Below are 17,866 nucleotides of genomic sequence, written 5' to 3' on the forward strand. Positions count from 1 at the left end.
CACAGCTGCCGTACAGCTGCCGCACAGCTGCTGTCCGGCCGGTTCCGGGTGCTCCGCGGAGCACCGGCGGCCCGCCGGTACCGGGCCCCCGGGAACACGGCGACCGGCCGCGCCGTCGGGGCGCGGCCGGTCGAGGGGGCCGGTAGGGGCGGGAGGGTCAGCCCTCCTGCTGCGGGTGGTGGGCCGGGATCGGCGGGAGCTCGCCGGTGGTCTCGTACACGGCCAGCATGTCGATCCGGCGGGTGTGCCGCTCGTCGCCGCTGTACGGGGTGTTGAGGAAGATCTCGACGAACTTGGTCGCCTCCTCCTCGGTGTGCATCCGGCCGCCGATGGAGATCACGTTGGCGTTGTTGTGCTCGCGGCCGAGCGCGGCGGTCTGCTCGCTCCAGGCCAGCGCGGCGCGGACGCCCCTGACCTTGTTGGCGGCGATCGCCTCGCCGTTGCCCGAGCCGCCGATCACGATGCCCAGCGACTGCGGGTCCGAGGCGGTGCGCTCGGCGGCCCGCAGGCAGAACGGCGGATAGTCGTCGAGGGCGTCGTAGATGTGCGGCCCGCAGTCGACCGGCTCGTGGCCGGCCTCCTTCAGCCACTCCACGAGGTGGTTCTTCAGTTCGTATCCGGCATGGTCGGAGCCCAGGTACACGCGCATGCCCATGAGTGTGGCATGCGCCCGTACCCGGGCTCCGCAGGGGGCCGGTGAGCCCCGGTCACGAGTCCCGGCGGCCGCCGAGCAGCTTCCAGGCGAGCGGGAGGGCGCCGGCCGCGAGCACGGCCTTCAGGGCGTCGCCGACCAGGTACGGGTAGAGGCCGAGCTCGGCGGCGCGGGCGAGCGGCACGTCGAGCGCGAACGCCAGGTAGGGCACCCCGACGGCATAGATGGCGAGGCTGCCGAGGACCATCGCGGCGGCGGTGCGCACCGGCGAGCGGTCGGCGCCGCGCCGGGCCAGGGCGCCGACCAGGCCGGCCGCGAGCACGAAGCCGATCACGTAGCCGAACGAGGCCGCGGCCCAGCCGGAGGTGGCCTCGGCGAACCACGGCAGGCCCGCCGCCCCGGCCAGCAGGTAGAGGCCGAGCGAGGCGACGCCGCGGCGGGCGCCGAGCGCGGTGCCGACCAGCAGGGCGGCGAAGGTCTGGCCGGTCACCGGCACCGGGGAGCCGGGGACGTTCACCGACAGCTGGGCGGCCAGGCCGGTGAGGGCGGCGCCCCCGGCGACCAGGGCGAGGTCCCGGGCCTGGGTGCCGAGGCGGGTGCCGGCGGCGGGCAGCAGGTCGGCCAGGACGGCGCGGCTGGGGACGGGGGTGCTGGCGGTGGCCATCGGGCTTCTCCTCGGCACGGTGCGGATCCGGACGGCCCCGGGGGGCGGCGGACGGAGTGAGTGATCACTCCGAACCTACGCGTCGATCACCCGGGGGACCGCCATGGATCCGGACAAACCCCCGGGCCCCGTCCTTGTCGGGTCCCGCCCCCGTTCGCCGCCCGCTCCCGGCCCGCTCCCGCCCGCTTTCCACTACCGAGTGCGAGCGGATGGACGAGTAGAGTCATGACAGGGTCCGCATTCTGGGCCCGAACCGGACATTCTTGGCGCCGAAGGCCTCGTCCCCGGATATTGGGCAACTCGCACCGCATGTCGAACAGTCTGGATCCCACCCCCATGGCCCCCACCTCCGCGCCCACGGCGCCCGGGACCACCACGCCCGCTCCCCCGGGCGGCGGCCAGCAGCTCTCCCACGGGCTCAAGCAGCGCCACCTCTCGATGATCGCGCTCGGCGGCGTCATCGGCGCCGGCCTCTTCGTCGGCTCCGGCGCGGGCATCGCCGCGGCCGGGCCCGCCATCATCCTGGCCTTCGTGCTCTCCGGCCTGCTGGTCATGCTGATCATGCGGATGCTCGGCGAGATGTCGGCGGCCCGCCCCGCCTCCGGCTCCTTCTCCGTGCACGCGGAGAAGGAGATCGGCCCCTGGGCCGGGATCACGGCCGGCTGGATGTACTGGGTGATGCTCTGCTGCGGCGTCGCCGCCGAGGCCACCGCCGCCGGGAAGATCGTCAACGGCTGGGTCCCCGGCGTCTCCGCCTGGGTCTGGGTCGCCCTGTTCATGGTGTTCTTCTGCGCCAGCAACCTCACCGCGGTGAAGAACTTCGGCGAGTTCGAGTTCTGGTTCGCCACCGTCAAGGTCGCCGCGATCGTCGCCTTCCTGGTGCTCGGCGGACTCGGCCTGGCCGGGGTGATCGGCCCCGGCGCCCCCGGCACCGCCAACCTCACCGGCCAGGGCGGCTTCCTGCCCAACGGCACCAGCGGACTGATCGTCGGCCTGCTCGCCTCCGTGTTCGCCTACGGCGGCCTGGAGACCGTCACCATCGCCGCCGCCGAGTCCGACGACCCCAAGCGCAACGTCGCCAACGCCGTGCGCACCGCGGTCTGGCGCATCGCGATCTTCTACATCGGCTCGATGGCCCTGGTCGTCACCCTGGTCTCCTGGAAGGACCCGGCGGTCGTCTCCGACGGCCCCTACGTCACCGTGCTGAGCCACCTCGGGGTGCCCGGCTCCGGGACGATCATGCAGGTGGTGGTGCTGATCGCGCTGCTGTCCGCGATGAACGCCAACATCTACGGCGCCTCCCGGATGGCGTACTCGCTGGTCGGCCGCGGCCAGGGCCCGCGCTCGCTCGCCAAGGTGAGCGGCGGGGTCCCCCGGCGAGCCGTGCTGGCCTCCTGCCTGTTCGGCTTCGGCGCCGTCCTGGCCGCGAAGTTCTGGCCCGACACCGTCTTCACCTGGCTGATGAACACCACCGGCGTCGCCATCCTGGTGGTCTGGCTGTTCATCTGCGTCGTCCAGCTGCGGATGCGCCGCCGGCTGGAGCGCGAGACGCCCGAGCTGCTCACCGTCCGGATGTGGGGCTACCCGTACCTGACCTGGATCGCGATGGCCGCCGTCGTCGGCATCCTGGCGCTGATGACCACCACCGAGGGCAACCGCGAGCAGCTGTACGCCGCCGGGGTGCTGGTCGCCCTGCTGATCGGTGCCGGGCTGATGAAGCAGCGCCGCGACGCCGCCGCCGCGACCGCCACCGACTGACGGGCCGGACCCGACATGCGGGAGGGCCCGGTACCACCTGGTACCGGGCCCTCCCGCATGTGCGGCGCTGCCGCTCGACGACCGCTACTCGAAGGACGGGCTCGCGGTGCGGGTCCGCTTGAGCTCGTAGAAGCCCGGGGTGGAGGCCACCAGCAGCGTGCCGTCCCACAGCCGGGCCGCGGCCTCGCCACGCGGGGTCGGGGTCACCACCGGGCCGAAGAACGCGACCCGACCGCCGTCCGCGCCCTCGACCGCGATCACCGGGGTGCCGACGTCCTCGCCGACCAGGGTGATGCCCTCCTGGTGCGAGAGCCGCAGGGCGTCGTCGTGGGCGTCGGTACCGGCCGCCTCGGCCAGCTCCACCGGCAGGCCGGCCGCGGCCAGCGCCGCCTCGATCGTCTCCCGGTCCTGCGGCAGGCCCTGGTTGTGGAAACGGGTGCCCAGCTCGGTGTACAGCCGGCCCAGCACCTCCTCGCCGTGCTTCTCCGCGGCGGCGATGCACACCCGCACCGCGCCCCAGGCGTTGTCCAGCAGCTCCCGGTAGTTCGCCGGCAGGTCGCGGTGCTCGTTCAGCACCGACAGGCTCATGACGTGCCACTTCACGTCCACCGGACGGAGCTGCTGGACCTCGATCAGCCAGCGGGAGCTCATCCACGCCCACGGACAGGCCGGGTCGAACCAGAAGTCGGCGGTCCTGCGCTCGGTGGCGGTGGAACCGGCGGCGGAATCAGCGGCAGTCGTCACGGCTGTCGTCCTTCGAGAATCGTCCGGAGTCGTCCGGGAGGAAAAGCGGCGGGAAAACGGTCGGGGCCGGGGCCGCGCGGACCCGCGCGACCGCCCCGTCACCCCCCAACACCCGGACCCGGCCGGTGATTCCGGCCCGCCCCGACGAGTTGTGCAATGGTACCGGCGCGGGGGGCGTGAAAGGATGCCCCCGCAGCGTCACAGAGCGCCGCACCAGTGCACCAGCGAAGACCGCACCACCGTGCGAGCCGGACAAAGGAGTACCGCCGTGCCGGGCAAGAACCTGAGCCGCGACGAAGCCCAGCAGCGGGCCAGCATCCTCACCGTGGACAGCTACCGGGTCCGGCTTGACCTGACCTCGGCCCCCGATCCGGCGGCCGCGACGTTCCGGTCCACCACCACCGTCGCCTTCCGCTGCGCCGAGCCGGGCGCCTCGACCTTCGTCGACCTGCTCGCCCCCTCGGTCCGCGCCGTCACCCTCAACGGCCGCGCCCTCGACCCGGCCACCGCCTACGACGGCGCCCGGGTGCACGTCGACGGCCTGGCCGGCGAGAACGTGCTCACCGTCGAGGCCGACTGCGCCTACAGCCGCACCGGCGAGGGCCTGCACCGCTTCACCGACCCGGCCGACGGCGAGACCTACCTCTACACCCACTACGAGCCGGCCGACGCCCGCCGGGTCTTCGCCACCTTCGAACAGCCCGACCTGAAGGCGCCGTTCACCTTCACCGTCACCGCGCCGGCCGCCTGGGACGTCCGCTCCAACGCCGCGCACGAGAGCGTCACCGAGGACGGCACCGCCCGCACCTGGGAGTTCGCGCCGACGCAGCCGATCTCCACCTACCTCACCGCCGTCGTCGCCGGCCCGTACCACGTCGTGCGCGACCACTACAGCCGCACCGTCGCCGACGGCACCGTGCTCGACATCCCGCTCGCCGCGCTCTGCCGCCGCTCGCTCGCCCCGTACTTCGACGCCGACGAGATCCTCGGCGTCACCAAGCTCGGACTCGACTTCTTCCACGAGAAGTTCGACTACCCGTACCCCTTCGGCAAGTACGACCAGGCGTTCGTCCCCGAGTACAACATCGGCGCGATGGAGAACCCCGGCTGCGTCACCTTCCGCGAGGAGTTCGTCTTCCGCTCGAAGGTCACCGACGCCGCCTACGAGGCCCGCGCCAACGTCGTCCTGCACGAGATGGCGCACATGTGGTTCGGCGACCTGGTCACCATGCGCTGGTGGGACGACCTGTGGCTGAAGGAGTCCTTCGCCGACTTCATGGGCTCCTACGGGCTCGTCGGCGCCGGCACCCGCTACCAGGCCGCCTGGGTCACCTTCGCCAACCAGCGCAAGGCCTGGGCCTACCGGCAGGACCAGTTCCCCACCACCCACCCGATCACCGCGGACATCCGGGACCTCGAGGACGCCAAGCTCAACTTCGACGGCATCACCTACGCCAAGGGCGCCTCGGTGCTCAAGCAGCTCGTGGCGTACGCCGGTGCCGACGCCTTCTTCGAGGGTGCCCGCCGCTACTTCCGGCGGCACGCCTTCGGCAACACCGAACTCGGCGACCTGCTGGACATCCTGGAGGAGACCAGCGGCCGCGACCTCAAGTCCTGGGCCGCCGCCTGGCTGCAGACCGCCGGCGTCAACACCCTCACCCCGCAGCTCACCGTCGACGCCGAGGGCCGGATCACCGAACTCGCCGTGCTCCAGGACGGCGACGTCCAGCGCCCGCACCGGATCGCCGTCGGCCTCTACGACCGCGACGCCGACGGCGCGCTGGTGCGCACCGAGCGCTTCGAACTGGACGTCACCGGCGCCCGCACCGTCGTCGACGGCGCCGCCGGCCGCGCCCGGCCCGCGCTCGTCCTGCTCAACGACGACGACCTGACGTACTGCAAGATCCGCTTCGACGAGGAGTCGCTGGAGACCCTGCGCACCGGGCTCGGCGACATCAAGGACGACCTGGCCCGCGCGCTCGCCTGGTCCGCCGTCTGGAACCTCACCCGGGACGCCCTGATGCCGGCCCGCGACTACGTCGCGCTGGTCCTGCGGTTCGGCGGCCAGGAGGCCAACATCGGCGTCCTGCAGTCGCTGCACGCCCAGGCCAAGACCGCCGTCGACCTCTACGCCGACCCCGCCTGGCGCGGCGAGGGCGGCCGGCTGCTCGCCGACAGCGCGCTGCGCGAACTGCGCGCCGCCGCGCCCGGCAGCGACCACCAGCTCGCCTGGGCGCGGTTCCTCGCCCAGACCGCCAACGGCTCCGAGCACCTCGGCCTGGTCCGCGGCCTGCTGGCCGGCAGCGCCCGGATCGACGGCCTGGAGGTCGACCAGGAGCTGCGCTGGGCGCTGTGGCTGACGCTGGCCGCGTCCGGCCAGGCCGGCGAGGAGGAGCTGGCCGGGGAGCTCGCCGCCGACAACACCGCGAGCGGCCGCCGCCAGCACACCCAGTGCCTGGCCGCCCGGCCGACCCCGGAGGCCAAGGCCGCCGCCTGGTCCGCCGTGATCGACTCCGACGAGCTGCCCAACGCGCTGGTCGAGGCCAACATCGCCGGCTTCGCGGTGCCCGGCCACCGCGACCTGACCGCCCTCTACGCGGCGCCCTACTTCAAGCTGCTGGAGCGGGTCTGGGCCGAGCGGACCATCGAGATCGCGATGCGGATCGTCGGCGGCTTCTTCCCGCAGACCCAGGTCGACGAGGCCACCCTGGCCGAGGCCGACACCTGGCTGACCGGCCACCCGGACGCGGCGCCCGCGCTGCGCCGACTGGTGCTGGAGCGCCGGGACGACCTGGCCAGGGCGCTGCGGGCGCAGGCCTGCGACCGGGGCTGAGAAACGGCCCGGGGGCCCGCCGCGACGTGTCGCGGCGGGCCCCTGTCGTACCGGCTGCCCGGCGCCGGATCAGCGCCGGATCAGCGCCGGATCAGCGGCGGATCACTTGCCGCGCAGGCCCTGGTCCAGGGCGGCGATCCCGCTGCCCCGCGCGTCGTCGCCGTCCAGCGACCAGACCATCACGCCGCCCAGATCGTTCCGGCGGACGTAGCGGGCCTTCCCGGTGAGCACCTCGGCCGAGTCGAAGCTGTAGAAGGTGGTGCCGTCGTACTTCCAGGACGCGCCGTGGTCGCGGTCCACGTACGTCCGGCCGGGCAGCGCGCCGATCTCCTTGTAGGAGAGGTCCGGCGCCGTGCCGGTGGCCTTCTGGTACAGGCCGCCCCGGTTCCCGGCCGGCACGCCGGTCCAGCCGTGGCCGTAGAACGGCGCGCCGAGGACGAGCTGCTCGGCGGGCAGGCCGCGCTCCTGGTAGTGCGTCACGGCCTTGTCGGCGCTGCGCTGCCGGGCGTCGGGGTCGGCCGGGTCGGAGTAGAGGTTGGCCTGGTGGTTGGCCGGGCCCTTGCCCTCCCAGGGACCGTGCAGGTCGTAGGTCATCAGGTTGAGCCAGTCGACGGACTCCGCGACCTCGGGCAGCTCCAGCCGGTCGGCGACGGTCTCGTTGGCGGCGACCGCGGCGGTCAGCAGGTAGTGCTTGCCCTTGCGGCCGCCCAGGGCGTCCAGCTGCCGTCGGAACTCGGCCACCAGCAGGGTGAAGTTGTGCCCGTCCTCGGGGCGGACCACGTTGCCCGCGTCACCGCCGCCGCCCGGGTACTCCCAGTCGAGGTCGATGCCGTCGAAGACCCCGGCGGCCGCACCGGGGCCGCCCTCCGGGGAGCCGGCGAGCCGCGGCAGGTCGCCCTTGAGGTAGAGGTCGAGGCAGGAGGAGACGAACTTCCTGCGGGCCTCGTCGGTGGCTGCGGCGTCCGAGAAGTACTTGGACCAGCTCCAGCCGCCCAGCGAGATCACGGTCCTGAGCCGGGGATTCTTCGCCTTCAGCTTGCGCAGCTGGTTGAAGTGGCCCTTGAGCCGCTGGCCGGGGGCGTCGGCCACGCCGTCCACCGAGTCGGCGGCGGAGAACGCCCGCCGGTAGTCGTTGTGGGCGTCGCCCTGGCCGGCCTCGTCGGTCTCGAAGCAGGTGCCGTCGGCGGAGACGTTGCCGAAGGCGTAGTTGATCACGGTGAGTCTGCCGGCCTGCCCCGTCTCCTGGACGCGCTTCGCGGAGCTGTCCGCGCCCCACTGGGTGAAGTAGCCGACCCGCTGGCCCTTGAGCCTCGGGCCGTGGGCCTCGGCGGCGGTCGCGGTGGCGGTGGTGGTGGTCAGCAGTGCGGCGACGGTGGCGGCGGCGAGCATGGCGGAGGCACGTGTGGGCATACCTGACCTGTCCTCTGAGGCGTCGTCAAATGGTCTGGACCAGACGACAAAGAGGTTTAGTCCATTGCGCCCGGGCCGCACAAGGGGACGGATCCGGACGGTGCAGCATGCAAAAAGGCGGGCACGCACAAGGGGCCGGACCGCGCGAACGCGGCCCGGCCCCCTTCAGGCCGTGCGGGTGCTGCCGGGTGGTCAGCCGTTGATCAGGCTGCGCAGCACGTACTGCAGGATGCCGCCGTTGCGGTAGTAGTCCGCCTCACCGGGGGTGTCGATGCGGACGACCGCGTCGAACTCCTTGTCACCGGCGACGACCTTGACGGTCTTCGGGGTGCGGCCCTCGTTGAGCTCGGTCACACCGGTGAAGGAGAAGGTCTCCTCGCCGGTCAGGCCCAGCGAGTCGGCGTTCTCGCCCTCCGGGAACTGCAGCGGGAGGACGCCCATGCCGATCAGGTTCGAGCGGTGGATGCGCTCGTAGGACTCGGCGATGACGGCCTTGACGCCGAGCAGCGCGGTGCCCTTGGCAGCCCAGTCGCGGGACGAGCCGGAGCCGTACTCCTTGCCGGCCAGGACGACCAGCGGGGTGCCGGCGGCCTGGTAGTTCTGCGAGGCGTCGTAGATGAACGACACCGGCGCGTCGGCCTGGGTGAAGTCGCGGGTGTAGCCGCCCTCGGTGCCCGGCGCGATCTGGTTGCGCAGGCGGATGTTGGCGAAGGTGCCGCGGATCATGACCTCGTGGTTGCCGCGGCGCGAGCCGTAGGAGTTGAAGTCGCGCTTCTCGACACCGTTGGCGGTCAGGTACTGCGCCGCCGGGGTGCCCGGCTTGATGTTGCCGGCCGGGGAGATGTGGTCGGTGGTGACCGAGTCGCCCAGCTTGGCCAGGACGCGGGCGCCGGCGATGTCGTTCACCGGGCTCGGGGTCTTGGCCATGCCCTCGAAGTACGGGGGCTTGCGGACGTAGGTGGACTCGGCGTCCCACTCGAAGGTGTTGCCGGTCGGGACCGGGAGCGACTGCCAGCGGTGGTCGCCGGCGAAGACGTCCTGGTAGCCCTTGTCGAACATGGCCTCGTCGATGGAGCCGGCGACGGTGTCGGCGACCTCCTGCTCGGACGGCCAGATGTCGGCGAGGAACACGTCGTTGCCGTCGGCGTCCTGGCCCAGGGCGTCACGGGTGATGTCGATGTTCATGTTGCCGGCGAGGGCGTAGGCGACCACCAGCGGCGGGGAGGCCAGGTAGTTCATCTTGACGTCCGGGTTGATCCGGCCCTCGAAGTTGCGGTTGCCGGAGAGCACCGAGACGACCGCGAGGTCGGCCTCGTTGACGGCGGCCGAGACCTCCTCGGGCAGCGGGCCCGAGTTGCCGATGCAGGTGACGCAGCCGTAGCCGACCAGGTTGAAGCCCAGCTTCTCCATGTACGGGAGCAGGCCGGCCTTCTCGTAGTAGTCCATGACGACCTTGGAGCCCGGCGCCAGGGTGGTCTTGACCCAGGGCTTGACCGTCAGGCCCTTCTCCACGGCCTTCTTCGCCAGCAGGGCGGCGCCCAGCATGACGGAGGGGTTGGAGGTGTTGGTGCAGGAGGTGATCGAGGCGATCACGACCGCGCCGTTGTCGATCTCGTAGGTCGAGCCGTCGGGGGCGGTGACGGCGGTCGGCTTCGAGGCCTCGGCGGAGTAGGTCGGCAGCGCCTCGGCGAACTTCGCGGCGGCCTCGGCCAGGATCACGCGGTCCTGGGGGCGCTTCGGGCCGGAGATCGACGGGACGACGGTGGAGACGTCCAGCTCGAGGTACTCGGAGTAGACCGGCTCGACCGACGGGTCGTGCCAGAGGCCCTGCTCCTTGGCGTACGCCTCGACCAGGGCGAGCTGCTGCGCGTCGCGGCCGGTGAGCTTCAGGTAGTTGATCGTCTCGGTGTCGATCGGGAAGATCGCGCAGGTCGAGCCGAACTCCGGCGACATGTTGCCGATGGTGGCGCGGTTGGCCAGCGGGATCGAGCCGATGCCGTCGCCGTAGAACTCGACGAACTTGCCGACCACACCGTGCTTGCGCAGCATCTCGGTGATGGTGAGCACCAGGTCGGTGGCGGTGGTGCCGGCCGGCAGCTCGCCGGTCAGCTTGAAGCCGACGACGCGCGGGATCAGCATGGAGACCGGCTGGCCGAGCATCGCGGCCTCGGCCTCGATGCCGCCGACGCCCCAGCCCAGCACGCCCAGGCCGTTGACCATGGTGGTGTGCGAGTCGGTGCCGACGCAGGTGTCCGGGTAGGCCTGGCCGCCGCGGACCATGACGGTGCGGGCCAGGTGCTCGATGTTCACCTGGTGGACGATGCCGGTGCCGGGCGGGACGACCTTGAACTCGTCGAACGCGGTCTGGCCCCAGCGCAGGAACTGGTAGCGCTCCTTGTTGCGGCCGTACTCGATCTCGACGTTCTGGACGAAGGCGTCCGGGGTGCCGAACTTGTCCGCGATGACGGAGTGGTCGATGACCAGCTCGGCCGGGGCCAGCGGGTTGATCTTGGCCGGGTCGCCGCCCAGCTCCTTGACGGCCTCACGCATGGTGGCGAGGTCGACCACGCACGGCACGCCGGTGAAGTCCTGCATGATCACGCGGGCCGGCGTGAACTGGATCTCCTGGCTCGGCTGGGCGTCGGCGTCCCAGTCGCCGAGGGCCCGGATGTGGCCGGCGGTGATGTTGGCGCCGTCCTCGGTGCGGAGCAGGTTCTCCAGCAGCACCTTGAGGCTGTAGGGCAGCCGCTCGGACCCCTCGACGGCGGAGAGCTTGAAGATCTCGTACGACTCGTCGCCCACCTGCAGCGAGCTGCGGGCGTCGAAGCTGTTCGCGGACACGACTGACTCCTTCTAGGTGCTTCGTGCGGTATCCGGCCGCCACGGTGGTAAGGTCAGCCTTACTTAGGCTTACCTTGCCCGCACCGCCGGTGAGCGCCTCTCGGCAAGTATCTTGATGTCGAGATATATCTTAAGGCGGAGTTATCTCGATGTCGAGATAAACCATAGTGCATGGCGCAGCGTCCGCCACGTCGGCACCACGTCCAGCCTGCCCCCTCCGCCCGGGGGTGCGCCACGCGCCCCCGCGGTACCACGGATCCGGCACCGTGCGGACCCGTTCAGCAACCGTCGAGCGCCCGCCGCCGCACCCGCCGCCGCGGGCCCGTGCCGAACGCCCCGGTAGCGTGGCCGGTGACCGACATGCCGAGCGGGCCGGGGGCCGACCGATGATCGTGGTGGACGCGTCCGCGCTGGTGCTCGCGCTGGCCGACGAGGGCGAGCGGGGCACCGCCGCCCGCGCCGAACTGGCCGCGGACGGGGAGTGGGTGGCGCCCGAGCACATCGTCGTCGAGGTGATGCAGTCCCTGCGCGGCCTCTACCTGGCCCGCGAACTCGACGCCGAACGGGTCGGCGAGCTCACCGCCGAACTCCCCCGGCTGGCGATCCGCAAGATCCCGGTCGAGCCGCTGCTCGGGCGGATCTGGGAACTCAAGGACAACCTCACCCCGGACGACGCCGCGTACGTGGCGGTGGCGGAGCTGGTCGGCGCACCGCTGGTCACGGCCGACCTGCGGCTGATGCGGGCCAGCGGGCCCCGGTGCGCGATCCGGGGGATCGGCCGGTCCGGCACGTAGGACGAACGGGCGCGGGGCGGGCCGCTCGCGCGGGGCCGGTGGGGCGGCCGGGCGTGTCCGGGGTGCCCGCGGGGCCGTTGAACGGGGTGTCAGGTCCGCCGCGCCCCGGCCCGGGTGCGCGCGCCCCCACCCGAAGAGGTCCGCCGATGCCCGCTCCGCTCGCCGCCGCCCTGCTCCCGCTCGCCCTGCTGGCGCCCGCCGCCTCGCCCGTGTCGGTCACCGAGGCCGACTTCGACCCGGCCACCGCCTTCCTCCCGCCGACCGCGATCAGCCACGCGCCGGACCTGGTGCCGTTCGGCTCGCACGTGCGGGTGATCGTCGACCGCTCGGTGCCCGGCCGCACGATCCTCACCATGAGCGTCTCCGGGGTCGCCGCCGACCACGAGTTCCCGGTGCACCTGCACACCGGCCTCTGCGGGGCCGACCCGGCCGCGTCCGGCCCGCACTACCAGGACGCGGTGGACCCGGTCAGCCCGTCGACCGACCCCGCCTACGCCAACGACCGCAACGAACTGCGGCTCGCCCTGCACACCGACGAGCGGGGCGACGGCACCGCCGCCACCTCGGTGGCCTGGCGGCCCCGGCCGGGCGAGGCCCGCTCCCTGGTCCTGCACGCGGGCACCCCGACCGGCGCGCACACCGCCGCCGAGCGGGCCGCCTGCGTGAACCTGGAGGGCCTGGACGGCTAGGACGTGCCTTTCGGCGCGGGCCTCTCGGCACGGTCCTCTCGGTGCGAGCCTCTCGGCGCGGTGGCCCGAGGGGTCCGCGTCAGCCGCCGAGGGTCGCGACGAGGACGGCCTTGATGGTGTGCAGCCGGTTCTCGGCCTGGTCGAAGACCACGGAGTGCGCCGACTCGAACAGTTCGTCGGTGCACTCCAGTTCGGCCATGCCGGTCTCCTCGAACAGCTGCCGGCCGAGCACCGTGCCGAGGTCGTGGAAGGCCGGCAGGCAGTGCAGGAACTTCACCCGCGGGTTGCCGGTCGCCCGCACCGTCTCCATGGACACCTGGTACGGCCTGAGCAGCGCGATCCGCTCGGCCCAGACCTCCTTGGGCTCACCCATCGAGACCCACACGTCGGTGTAGAGGAAGTCGGCGCCCGCGACGCCCTCGGCGACGTCCTCGGTGAGGGTGATCCGGGCCCCGGTGTCCCCGGCCAGCGACTCCGCGGCCTTGCGGACCTCCTCGTCCGGCCAGAGCGCGCGCGGCGCGACGATCCGGATGTCCATGCCGAGCAGCGCGCCGGTCACCAGCAGCGAGTTGCCCATGTTGGAGCGGGCGTCGCCGAGGTAGGCGAGCGTCACCTCGGTGAGCGGCTTGGTGGTGTGCTCGGTGACCGTGAGCACGTCGGCCAGCATCTGGGTGGGGTGCCACTCGTCGGTGAGGCCGTTCCAGACCGGCACCCCCGCGTACGCGGCCAGCTCCTCGACGATCGCCTGCCCGTGGCCCCGGTACTCGATGCCGTCGAACATCCGGCCCAGCACCCGGGCGGTGTCCTTGATCGACTCCTTGTGCCCGATCTGCGAACCGGCCGGGTCCAGGTAGGTGGTGGTGGCGCCCTGGTCGTGCGCGGCCACCTCGAAGGCGCAGCGAGTCCGGGTGGAGGTCTTCTCGAAGATCAGCGCGATGTTCCTGCCGCGCAGCCGGGGCTGCTCGGTACCCGCGTACTTCGCCGCCTTGAGGGTGGCGGCGAGGTCCACCAGGAAGCGGAACTCCTGGGGGGTGAAGTCGAGCTCCTTGAGGAAGTGTCTGTTCCGGAGGTTGTACGCCATGCCGGGCTCCTGTGATGACGGTGACGGTGACGGGCGGGCGAGTGGAAAGCGGCAAGTCTATACGATGCTCAGAATTTGTATGCACTGATACCCCTGCCGGCCGTCCACCCGACGCCTGCTCACGGTCGCGGGCCCACCGGTGCCGACTCCAGGGCGAGGACCGCGAACACCGCCTGGTGCACGCGCCACAGCGGCTCGCCGGCGGCCAGCCGGTCCAACGCCTCCAGGCCCAGGGCGTACTCGCGCAGCGCCAGCGAGCGCCGCAGGCCCGGCGCACCGTCGGACGGCCGGTCGAGGTGGTCCGCCGGGACCGGGCCGTGGATCAGCCTCAGCCACTCGCGGCCCCTGACCCGCACCGCCGGCTGCACCAGCCCGCCCGGGCGGCCCTCCCCCGGCACCGTCCGCGTCGGCGACACCGGCGGACGGACCACGATGCCCGCGCCGCCCGCCGCCGTCAGCTCCTCCCACCAGGCGACGGCGGTGGCCGTGGACTCCTCGTCCGCGGTGTCCACCCAGCGGTGGGCCGTCCGGTACAGGACGGGAGCCGGGGCGGTGCCGTCGGCGGGGGCCGTGCCGTCGGCGCGCGCTGCACCGTCGGCGGAGGCCGTCCGGTCGGCCTCGACCAGGCGGTCGATCCGGGCCAGGTGCTCGCGCTCGGGACCGGTCGCGAGATTGGCCCCCTCGGCGGCCAGCAGCCGGAACGGAGCGAGCAGCGGACGCCCCGGCACCCCGGCCCGCCGGTGCGCCTCGGCGAAGTCCCGCAGGTCCGCCGCCCGGCCGCGCTGCCGGTCGAGCAGCCCGGCGACGTCCAGCCCCCGGGCCGCGGCCCGTTCCAGCGCGGACAGCACCGGCGGCAGCAGCGCGCCCGCCGACGCCACCACCACCTCGTTCCGGGCCCGCCGGGCCTGCGCCGAGGACGCCGAGGACGCCACGAGGTCCGGGCCCGCGTCGACGCCCGGTGCGGGCAGCCCCGTCAGGGCGGCGTCCAGCAGCAGCCAGCCGCTCCCCAGCTCCTCGAAGAGCCCCGACCGTTCCGCCGCCGCCCGCAGCCGGGCCAGCAGTTCCGCCTCCTCCGCCGGGCCGAACAGCGCCCGCCCGGACCGCGACCAGACCGCCCCCGGCCCGGCCGGCCCGAACCGCCGCGCCAGCGCCGCGTCGTCCCGCGCCACCAGCACCACCGCGCGAGGACCCGGCAGCAGCTCCGCGCACAGCACCCGCCCGACCCCGTCCGCCCAGTACCCGGCGAACGCCTCGTCCGGGTGCTCCGCGAAACCCGGCCGGCGCCCGGCCGCCACCGGTGGCACCGACGGCGGCAGGTACACCAGCAGCCGGGGATCGACAGAGGACCGCCCCACCGTCTCCAGTGCCGCGGCGGCGTTCTCCGGCCGCACCGCCACCGTCCCGTGCAGCGCCGTCTCCACCGTGTGCGGCCCCGCCACGTCCGCCACGTCCAGCGGACGCCCCTCCCGGCCGCCCGGCGCACCGCTCAGCAGCGGCCGGACCGGCTCGTACCACCGGCGCTCCGACTCCACCCGGACCAGCTCGCGCTCCGGGTACCGCAACGCCGTCAGCGCGCCGCCGAAGACACAACCGGTGTCCAGGCACACCGTGTTGTGCAGGAAGCTCGCGACCGGCAGCGGCGTGTGCCCGTAGACCACCAGCGGCCGCCCCCGGTAGTCCTCGGCCCAGGCCAGACGCACCGGCAGACCGTAGTCGTCGGTCTCCCCCGTGGTGCCGCCGTACAGTGCGTGCGACCGCACCCGGCCCGAGGAACGGCCGTGGTACCGCTCCGGCAGCCCCGCGTGGCACACCACCAGGGCGCCGCCGTCCAGCAGGTAGTGGTCGGCCAGGCCCCGTACGAACTCCCGCACCTCGGCCCGGAACTCCGCCGGCTCCGCGCCCAGCTGCTCCATCGACTCCCGCAGCCCGTAGGAGAGGGTCACCCGGTCGCCGTCCAGGGCGCGGGCCACCTTCAGCTCGTGGTTGCCCGACACGCAGAGCGCGTGACCCGCCGCCACCATGCCCATCACCAGGCGCAGCACGCCCGGGGTGTCCGGGCCCCGGTCGACCAGGTCACCGACGAACACCGCCGTCCGGCCGACCGGCGGCACCGCGTCCACCGGGCGGCCCGCCGCGTCCCGCACCAGCCGGTAGCCGAGCCTGCCCAGCAGGGTCTCCAGTTCGGACCGGCACCCGTGCACATCGCCGACCAGGTCGAACGGGCCGGTCAGATGGCGCAGATCGGCGCTCCGGCGCTCCAGCACCACCTCGGCGGCCGCCACCTCGGCCGCCCCGCGCAGCACATGCACCCGGCGGAAGCCCTCCTTGGCCAGGCCCGGGAGGGAGGCGCGCAGCTCCCGGTGCTGGCGCGGGATCACGAACGCCGGAAGCTCGCGGTCCGGGCGGGTGCGGTTGCGCTCGGCGCACACGCCCGGCGGGACGTCGAGCACGATCGCCTCCGCCCGCGCGTCGTGCTCCCGGGCGACGGCGAGCAGCTGCTTGCGGGCGTCCGCCTGCACATTGGTGGCGTCGACGACGGTCAGCCGGCCGGCCGCCAGGCGCTTGCCGACCAGGAAGTGCAGCAGCTCGAAAGCGTCCGCAGTGACGGACTGGTCGTTCTCGTCGTCGCCGACCAGGGCGCGGCAGGTGTCGGAGGAGACCACCTCGGTGGGGCGGAAGTGGCGGCGGGCGAAGGTCGACTTGCCCGCGGCGCTGGTGCCGACCAGGAGGACGAGGGAGCCCTCGGTCACGGGGAGGACGGGGTGGGGCTCGGGGGCCCGCTCAGGGGTGGGGGTCGGAGCGGGGGTGGGAGTGGGGGTCGGGGTGGTCGGGGTCGGGGTCGGGGTGGTCGGGGTGGTCGGGGTGCTGGGTGCGTCGTCGGGCCGGGTCATCGGGGCCCACCTCCTCCGGGGGCCGGGGCAGCGCGTTCGAACAGGGCGAGCAGGGGCGGTCGGGAGACCGACGGAAGGGTGACGGCGTAGCCGTGCGCGGCGGCCGTCCGGCGCGCCCAGGCGGCGAAGGCCGCCCCGTCGGCGCCGGGCGGCGCGGTCGCCACCGCGGCCGGCGGGCGGGCGGCGCCGAAGACCGCGTGCTCCAGGTACGCCGGGTGCGCGGCGGGCGTCACCCGGTCCGTCGTCCCGGTCACGGCGGGAGCCGCGGCCGGTGCCACGGCCGGGGCTTCGAACACCATCGCGTCGAACCCCGTCAGCCGGGCGTCCGCGTAGACCGGCGCGCCCTGCACCAGGCGGACCCGGGGGCGGCCCGCGCCGCTCCGCAGCTCCCACTCCGGCGCCGGGTCCGCCGTCCGCTCCAGCCCCAGCCGACGGGCGGCCGCGGCCAGGGCCGCCGGTGAGACGTCCACGCCCAGCAGTTCGGTGAAGCCGCCGTCCCCGAGCAGCCCGGCGAGCAGCCCACCGTGCCCGCACCCGAGGTGCACCACCCGGCCGGCCCCGACCGTTCCCAGCGCGGCCCGCACCGACGCCGCGCCGTCCCGGTCGCTCTCGTCGTCCTCTCCCCACGCCACGGCGTGGCCGTGCCGGGCCAGACGGCGGGCGATCACGGCCCGCTCGGGGTGGACGGCGAGCAGCCCGTCGGCATCCGCCCGCTCCGGCGGCACCCAGTGGTGCGCGGCGCCGTCCAGCACCGGCAGAAGCGCCGACAGGTGCCGCAGCGCCTCGGCCGGCCGGACCGCCGGCGCGGACAGCCTGAGCCGCAGGTACGGCGAGCCACCGGGGACGGCTTCCGCGTCCAGCGGCAGTACCGCCGCCTCGACCCGCCAGCCCAGCGGCTCGAACAGCCGCCGCGCCAGCACGGCACCGTCGACACCGCCCGGGGCGGGCTCCGGCTCCCGGTCCGCGCGGACGACCGGCAGTTCGATCTCCAGCGGCAGCGCCTCGTCCCCGTCCGGGTCGGCCGGGTCGGGCGTCGCGAGCGACTGCCCGAGCGGCTGCCGGAACACCGTCCGCAGCACCGCCGCGAACACCGAGGAGGCCGCGTAGGGACGGTCGCCGACGTGCGCGTCGGGCACGGCGGGCGGCCGGCCCTTGCCCCGGCGGCCTCGGACCGGTGCCTCCGGGTCGGGTTCGGCCAGCAGGACGGCGGTGCAGCGTTCCGCGTCGGCGTCGGGGAAGAAGACGTGTGCCTCACCGAACGCGGTCGCGACCCGGTGCACCGTGTCCGGCCGCCGGTGCAGCAGGCGCGCCAGATCGGTGGCCGGGCGTCCGGGGGGACCGGCGGGGCCGGTCGGGCCGGTTTCCCCGGCGAGGCCGGTGGCTCCGGTGGCTCCGGTGGTGGAGATCGACATGAACACCCGTCCGAGTATCGCCCAGCCGCGCCCGCCCGACCGCCGGATTTTCCCCGGTGCGCCGCGTGCCGCCGATCGGTCCGGACGGTGGGCGCGT

General features: G+C 73.6%; 12 protein-coding genes. 4 read left to right on the top strand and 8 right to left on the bottom strand.

Annotated features, from left to right (window positions below; genetic code table 11):
* Positions 1–157: 157 nt before the first annotated feature.
* Positions 158–649: a ribose-5-phosphate isomerase gene (locus OG715_RS15850; protein WP_266269417.1), complete on the bottom strand. Its 492-nt coding sequence runs from the start codon at positions 647–649 to the stop codon at positions 158–160.
* Between the two features lie 58 nt (positions 650–707).
* Positions 708–1,316: a biotin transporter BioY gene (locus tag OG715_RS15855; protein ID WP_266269419.1), complete on the bottom strand. Its 609-nt coding sequence runs from the start codon at positions 1,314–1,316 to the stop codon at positions 708–710.
* A gap of 336 nt (positions 1,317–1,652) precedes the next feature.
* On the opposite strand from OG715_RS15855, the gene OG715_RS15860 reads away from it, so the two are divergent.
* A complete protein-coding gene (locus OG715_RS15860; RefSeq protein ID WP_407660981.1) occupies positions 1,653–3,074 on the top strand; it encodes an amino acid permease in 1,422 nt (473 codons plus the stop codon).
* A gap of 84 nt (positions 3,075–3,158) precedes the next feature.
* Here the strand turns inward: OG715_RS15860 and OG715_RS15865 are convergent, their stop codons facing one another.
* Positions 3,159–3,818 carry a mycothiol-dependent nitroreductase Rv2466c family protein gene (locus OG715_RS15865; RefSeq protein WP_266269420.1) on the bottom strand — a complete coding sequence of 220 codons (660 nt, stop codon included), beginning with the start codon at positions 3,816–3,818 and terminating at the stop codon, positions 3,159–3,161.
* Between the two features lie 268 nt (positions 3,819–4,086).
* Here OG715_RS15865 and pepN point away from each other — a divergent pair, with 268 nt between their 5' ends.
* Positions 4,087–6,651: an aminopeptidase N gene (pepN, locus tag OG715_RS15870; RefSeq protein WP_266269421.1), complete on the top strand. Its 2,565-nt coding sequence runs from the start codon at positions 4,087–4,089 to the stop codon at positions 6,649–6,651.
* Positions 6,652–6,753: 102 nt separating this feature from the next.
* Here pepN and OG715_RS15875 read toward each other — a convergent pair whose 3' ends face one another.
* On the bottom strand, positions 6,754–8,061 hold the full coding sequence (locus tag OG715_RS15875; RefSeq protein WP_266269422.1) for a glycoside hydrolase family 18 protein: 1,308 nt from the start codon (positions 8,059–8,061) through the stop codon (positions 6,754–6,756).
* Positions 8,062–8,253: 192 nt separating this feature from the next.
* Positions 8,254–10,902 (bottom strand): aconitate hydratase AcnA, encoded by a 2,649-nt coding sequence (gene acnA, locus OG715_RS15880; protein ID WP_266269423.1) that lies wholly within the window; start codon positions 10,900–10,902, stop codon positions 8,254–8,256.
* A 386-nt stretch (positions 10,903–11,288) separates the two neighbouring features.
* Here acnA and OG715_RS15885 point away from each other — a divergent pair, with 386 nt between their 5' ends.
* Positions 11,289–11,696, top strand: a complete 408-nt coding sequence (locus OG715_RS15885) for a type II toxin-antitoxin system VapC family toxin (RefSeq protein ID WP_266269424.1) — start codon at positions 11,289–11,291, stop codon at positions 11,694–11,696.
* Positions 11,697–11,842: 146 nt separating this feature from the next.
* Positions 11,843–12,385: a superoxide dismutase family protein gene (locus tag OG715_RS15890; RefSeq protein ID WP_266269425.1), complete on the top strand. Its 543-nt coding sequence runs from the start codon at positions 11,843–11,845 to the stop codon at positions 12,383–12,385.
* A 79-nt stretch (positions 12,386–12,464) separates the two neighbouring features.
* Here the strand turns inward: OG715_RS15890 and argF are convergent, their stop codons facing one another.
* From argF to OG715_RS15905, 3 genes are all read right to left on the bottom strand, one after another.
* Positions 12,465–13,466, bottom strand: a complete 1,002-nt coding sequence (gene argF, locus OG715_RS15895; RefSeq protein WP_266269426.1) for an ornithine carbamoyltransferase — start codon at positions 13,464–13,466, stop codon at positions 12,465–12,467.
* 119 nt (positions 13,467–13,585) lie between these two features.
* Positions 13,586–16,357, bottom strand: a complete 2,772-nt coding sequence (locus tag OG715_RS15900) for a polynucleotide kinase-phosphatase (RefSeq protein WP_266269427.1) — start codon at positions 16,355–16,357, stop codon at positions 13,586–13,588.
* Positions 16,354–17,769: a 3' terminal RNA ribose 2'-O-methyltransferase Hen1 gene (locus OG715_RS15905; protein WP_266269428.1), complete on the bottom strand. Its 1,416-nt coding sequence runs from the start codon at positions 17,767–17,769 to the stop codon at positions 16,354–16,356. Before OG715_RS15905 ends, OG715_RS15900 begins: the two co-directional genes overlap by 4 nt.
* Positions 17,770–17,866 lie beyond the last annotated feature (97 nt).

Origin of the sequence: Kitasatospora purpeofusca, assembly GCF_036010405.1 — a bacterium.
In the GTDB taxonomy this organism is placed as follows: domain Bacteria; phylum Actinomycetota; class Actinomycetes; order Streptomycetales; family Streptomycetaceae; genus Kitasatospora; species Kitasatospora purpeofusca.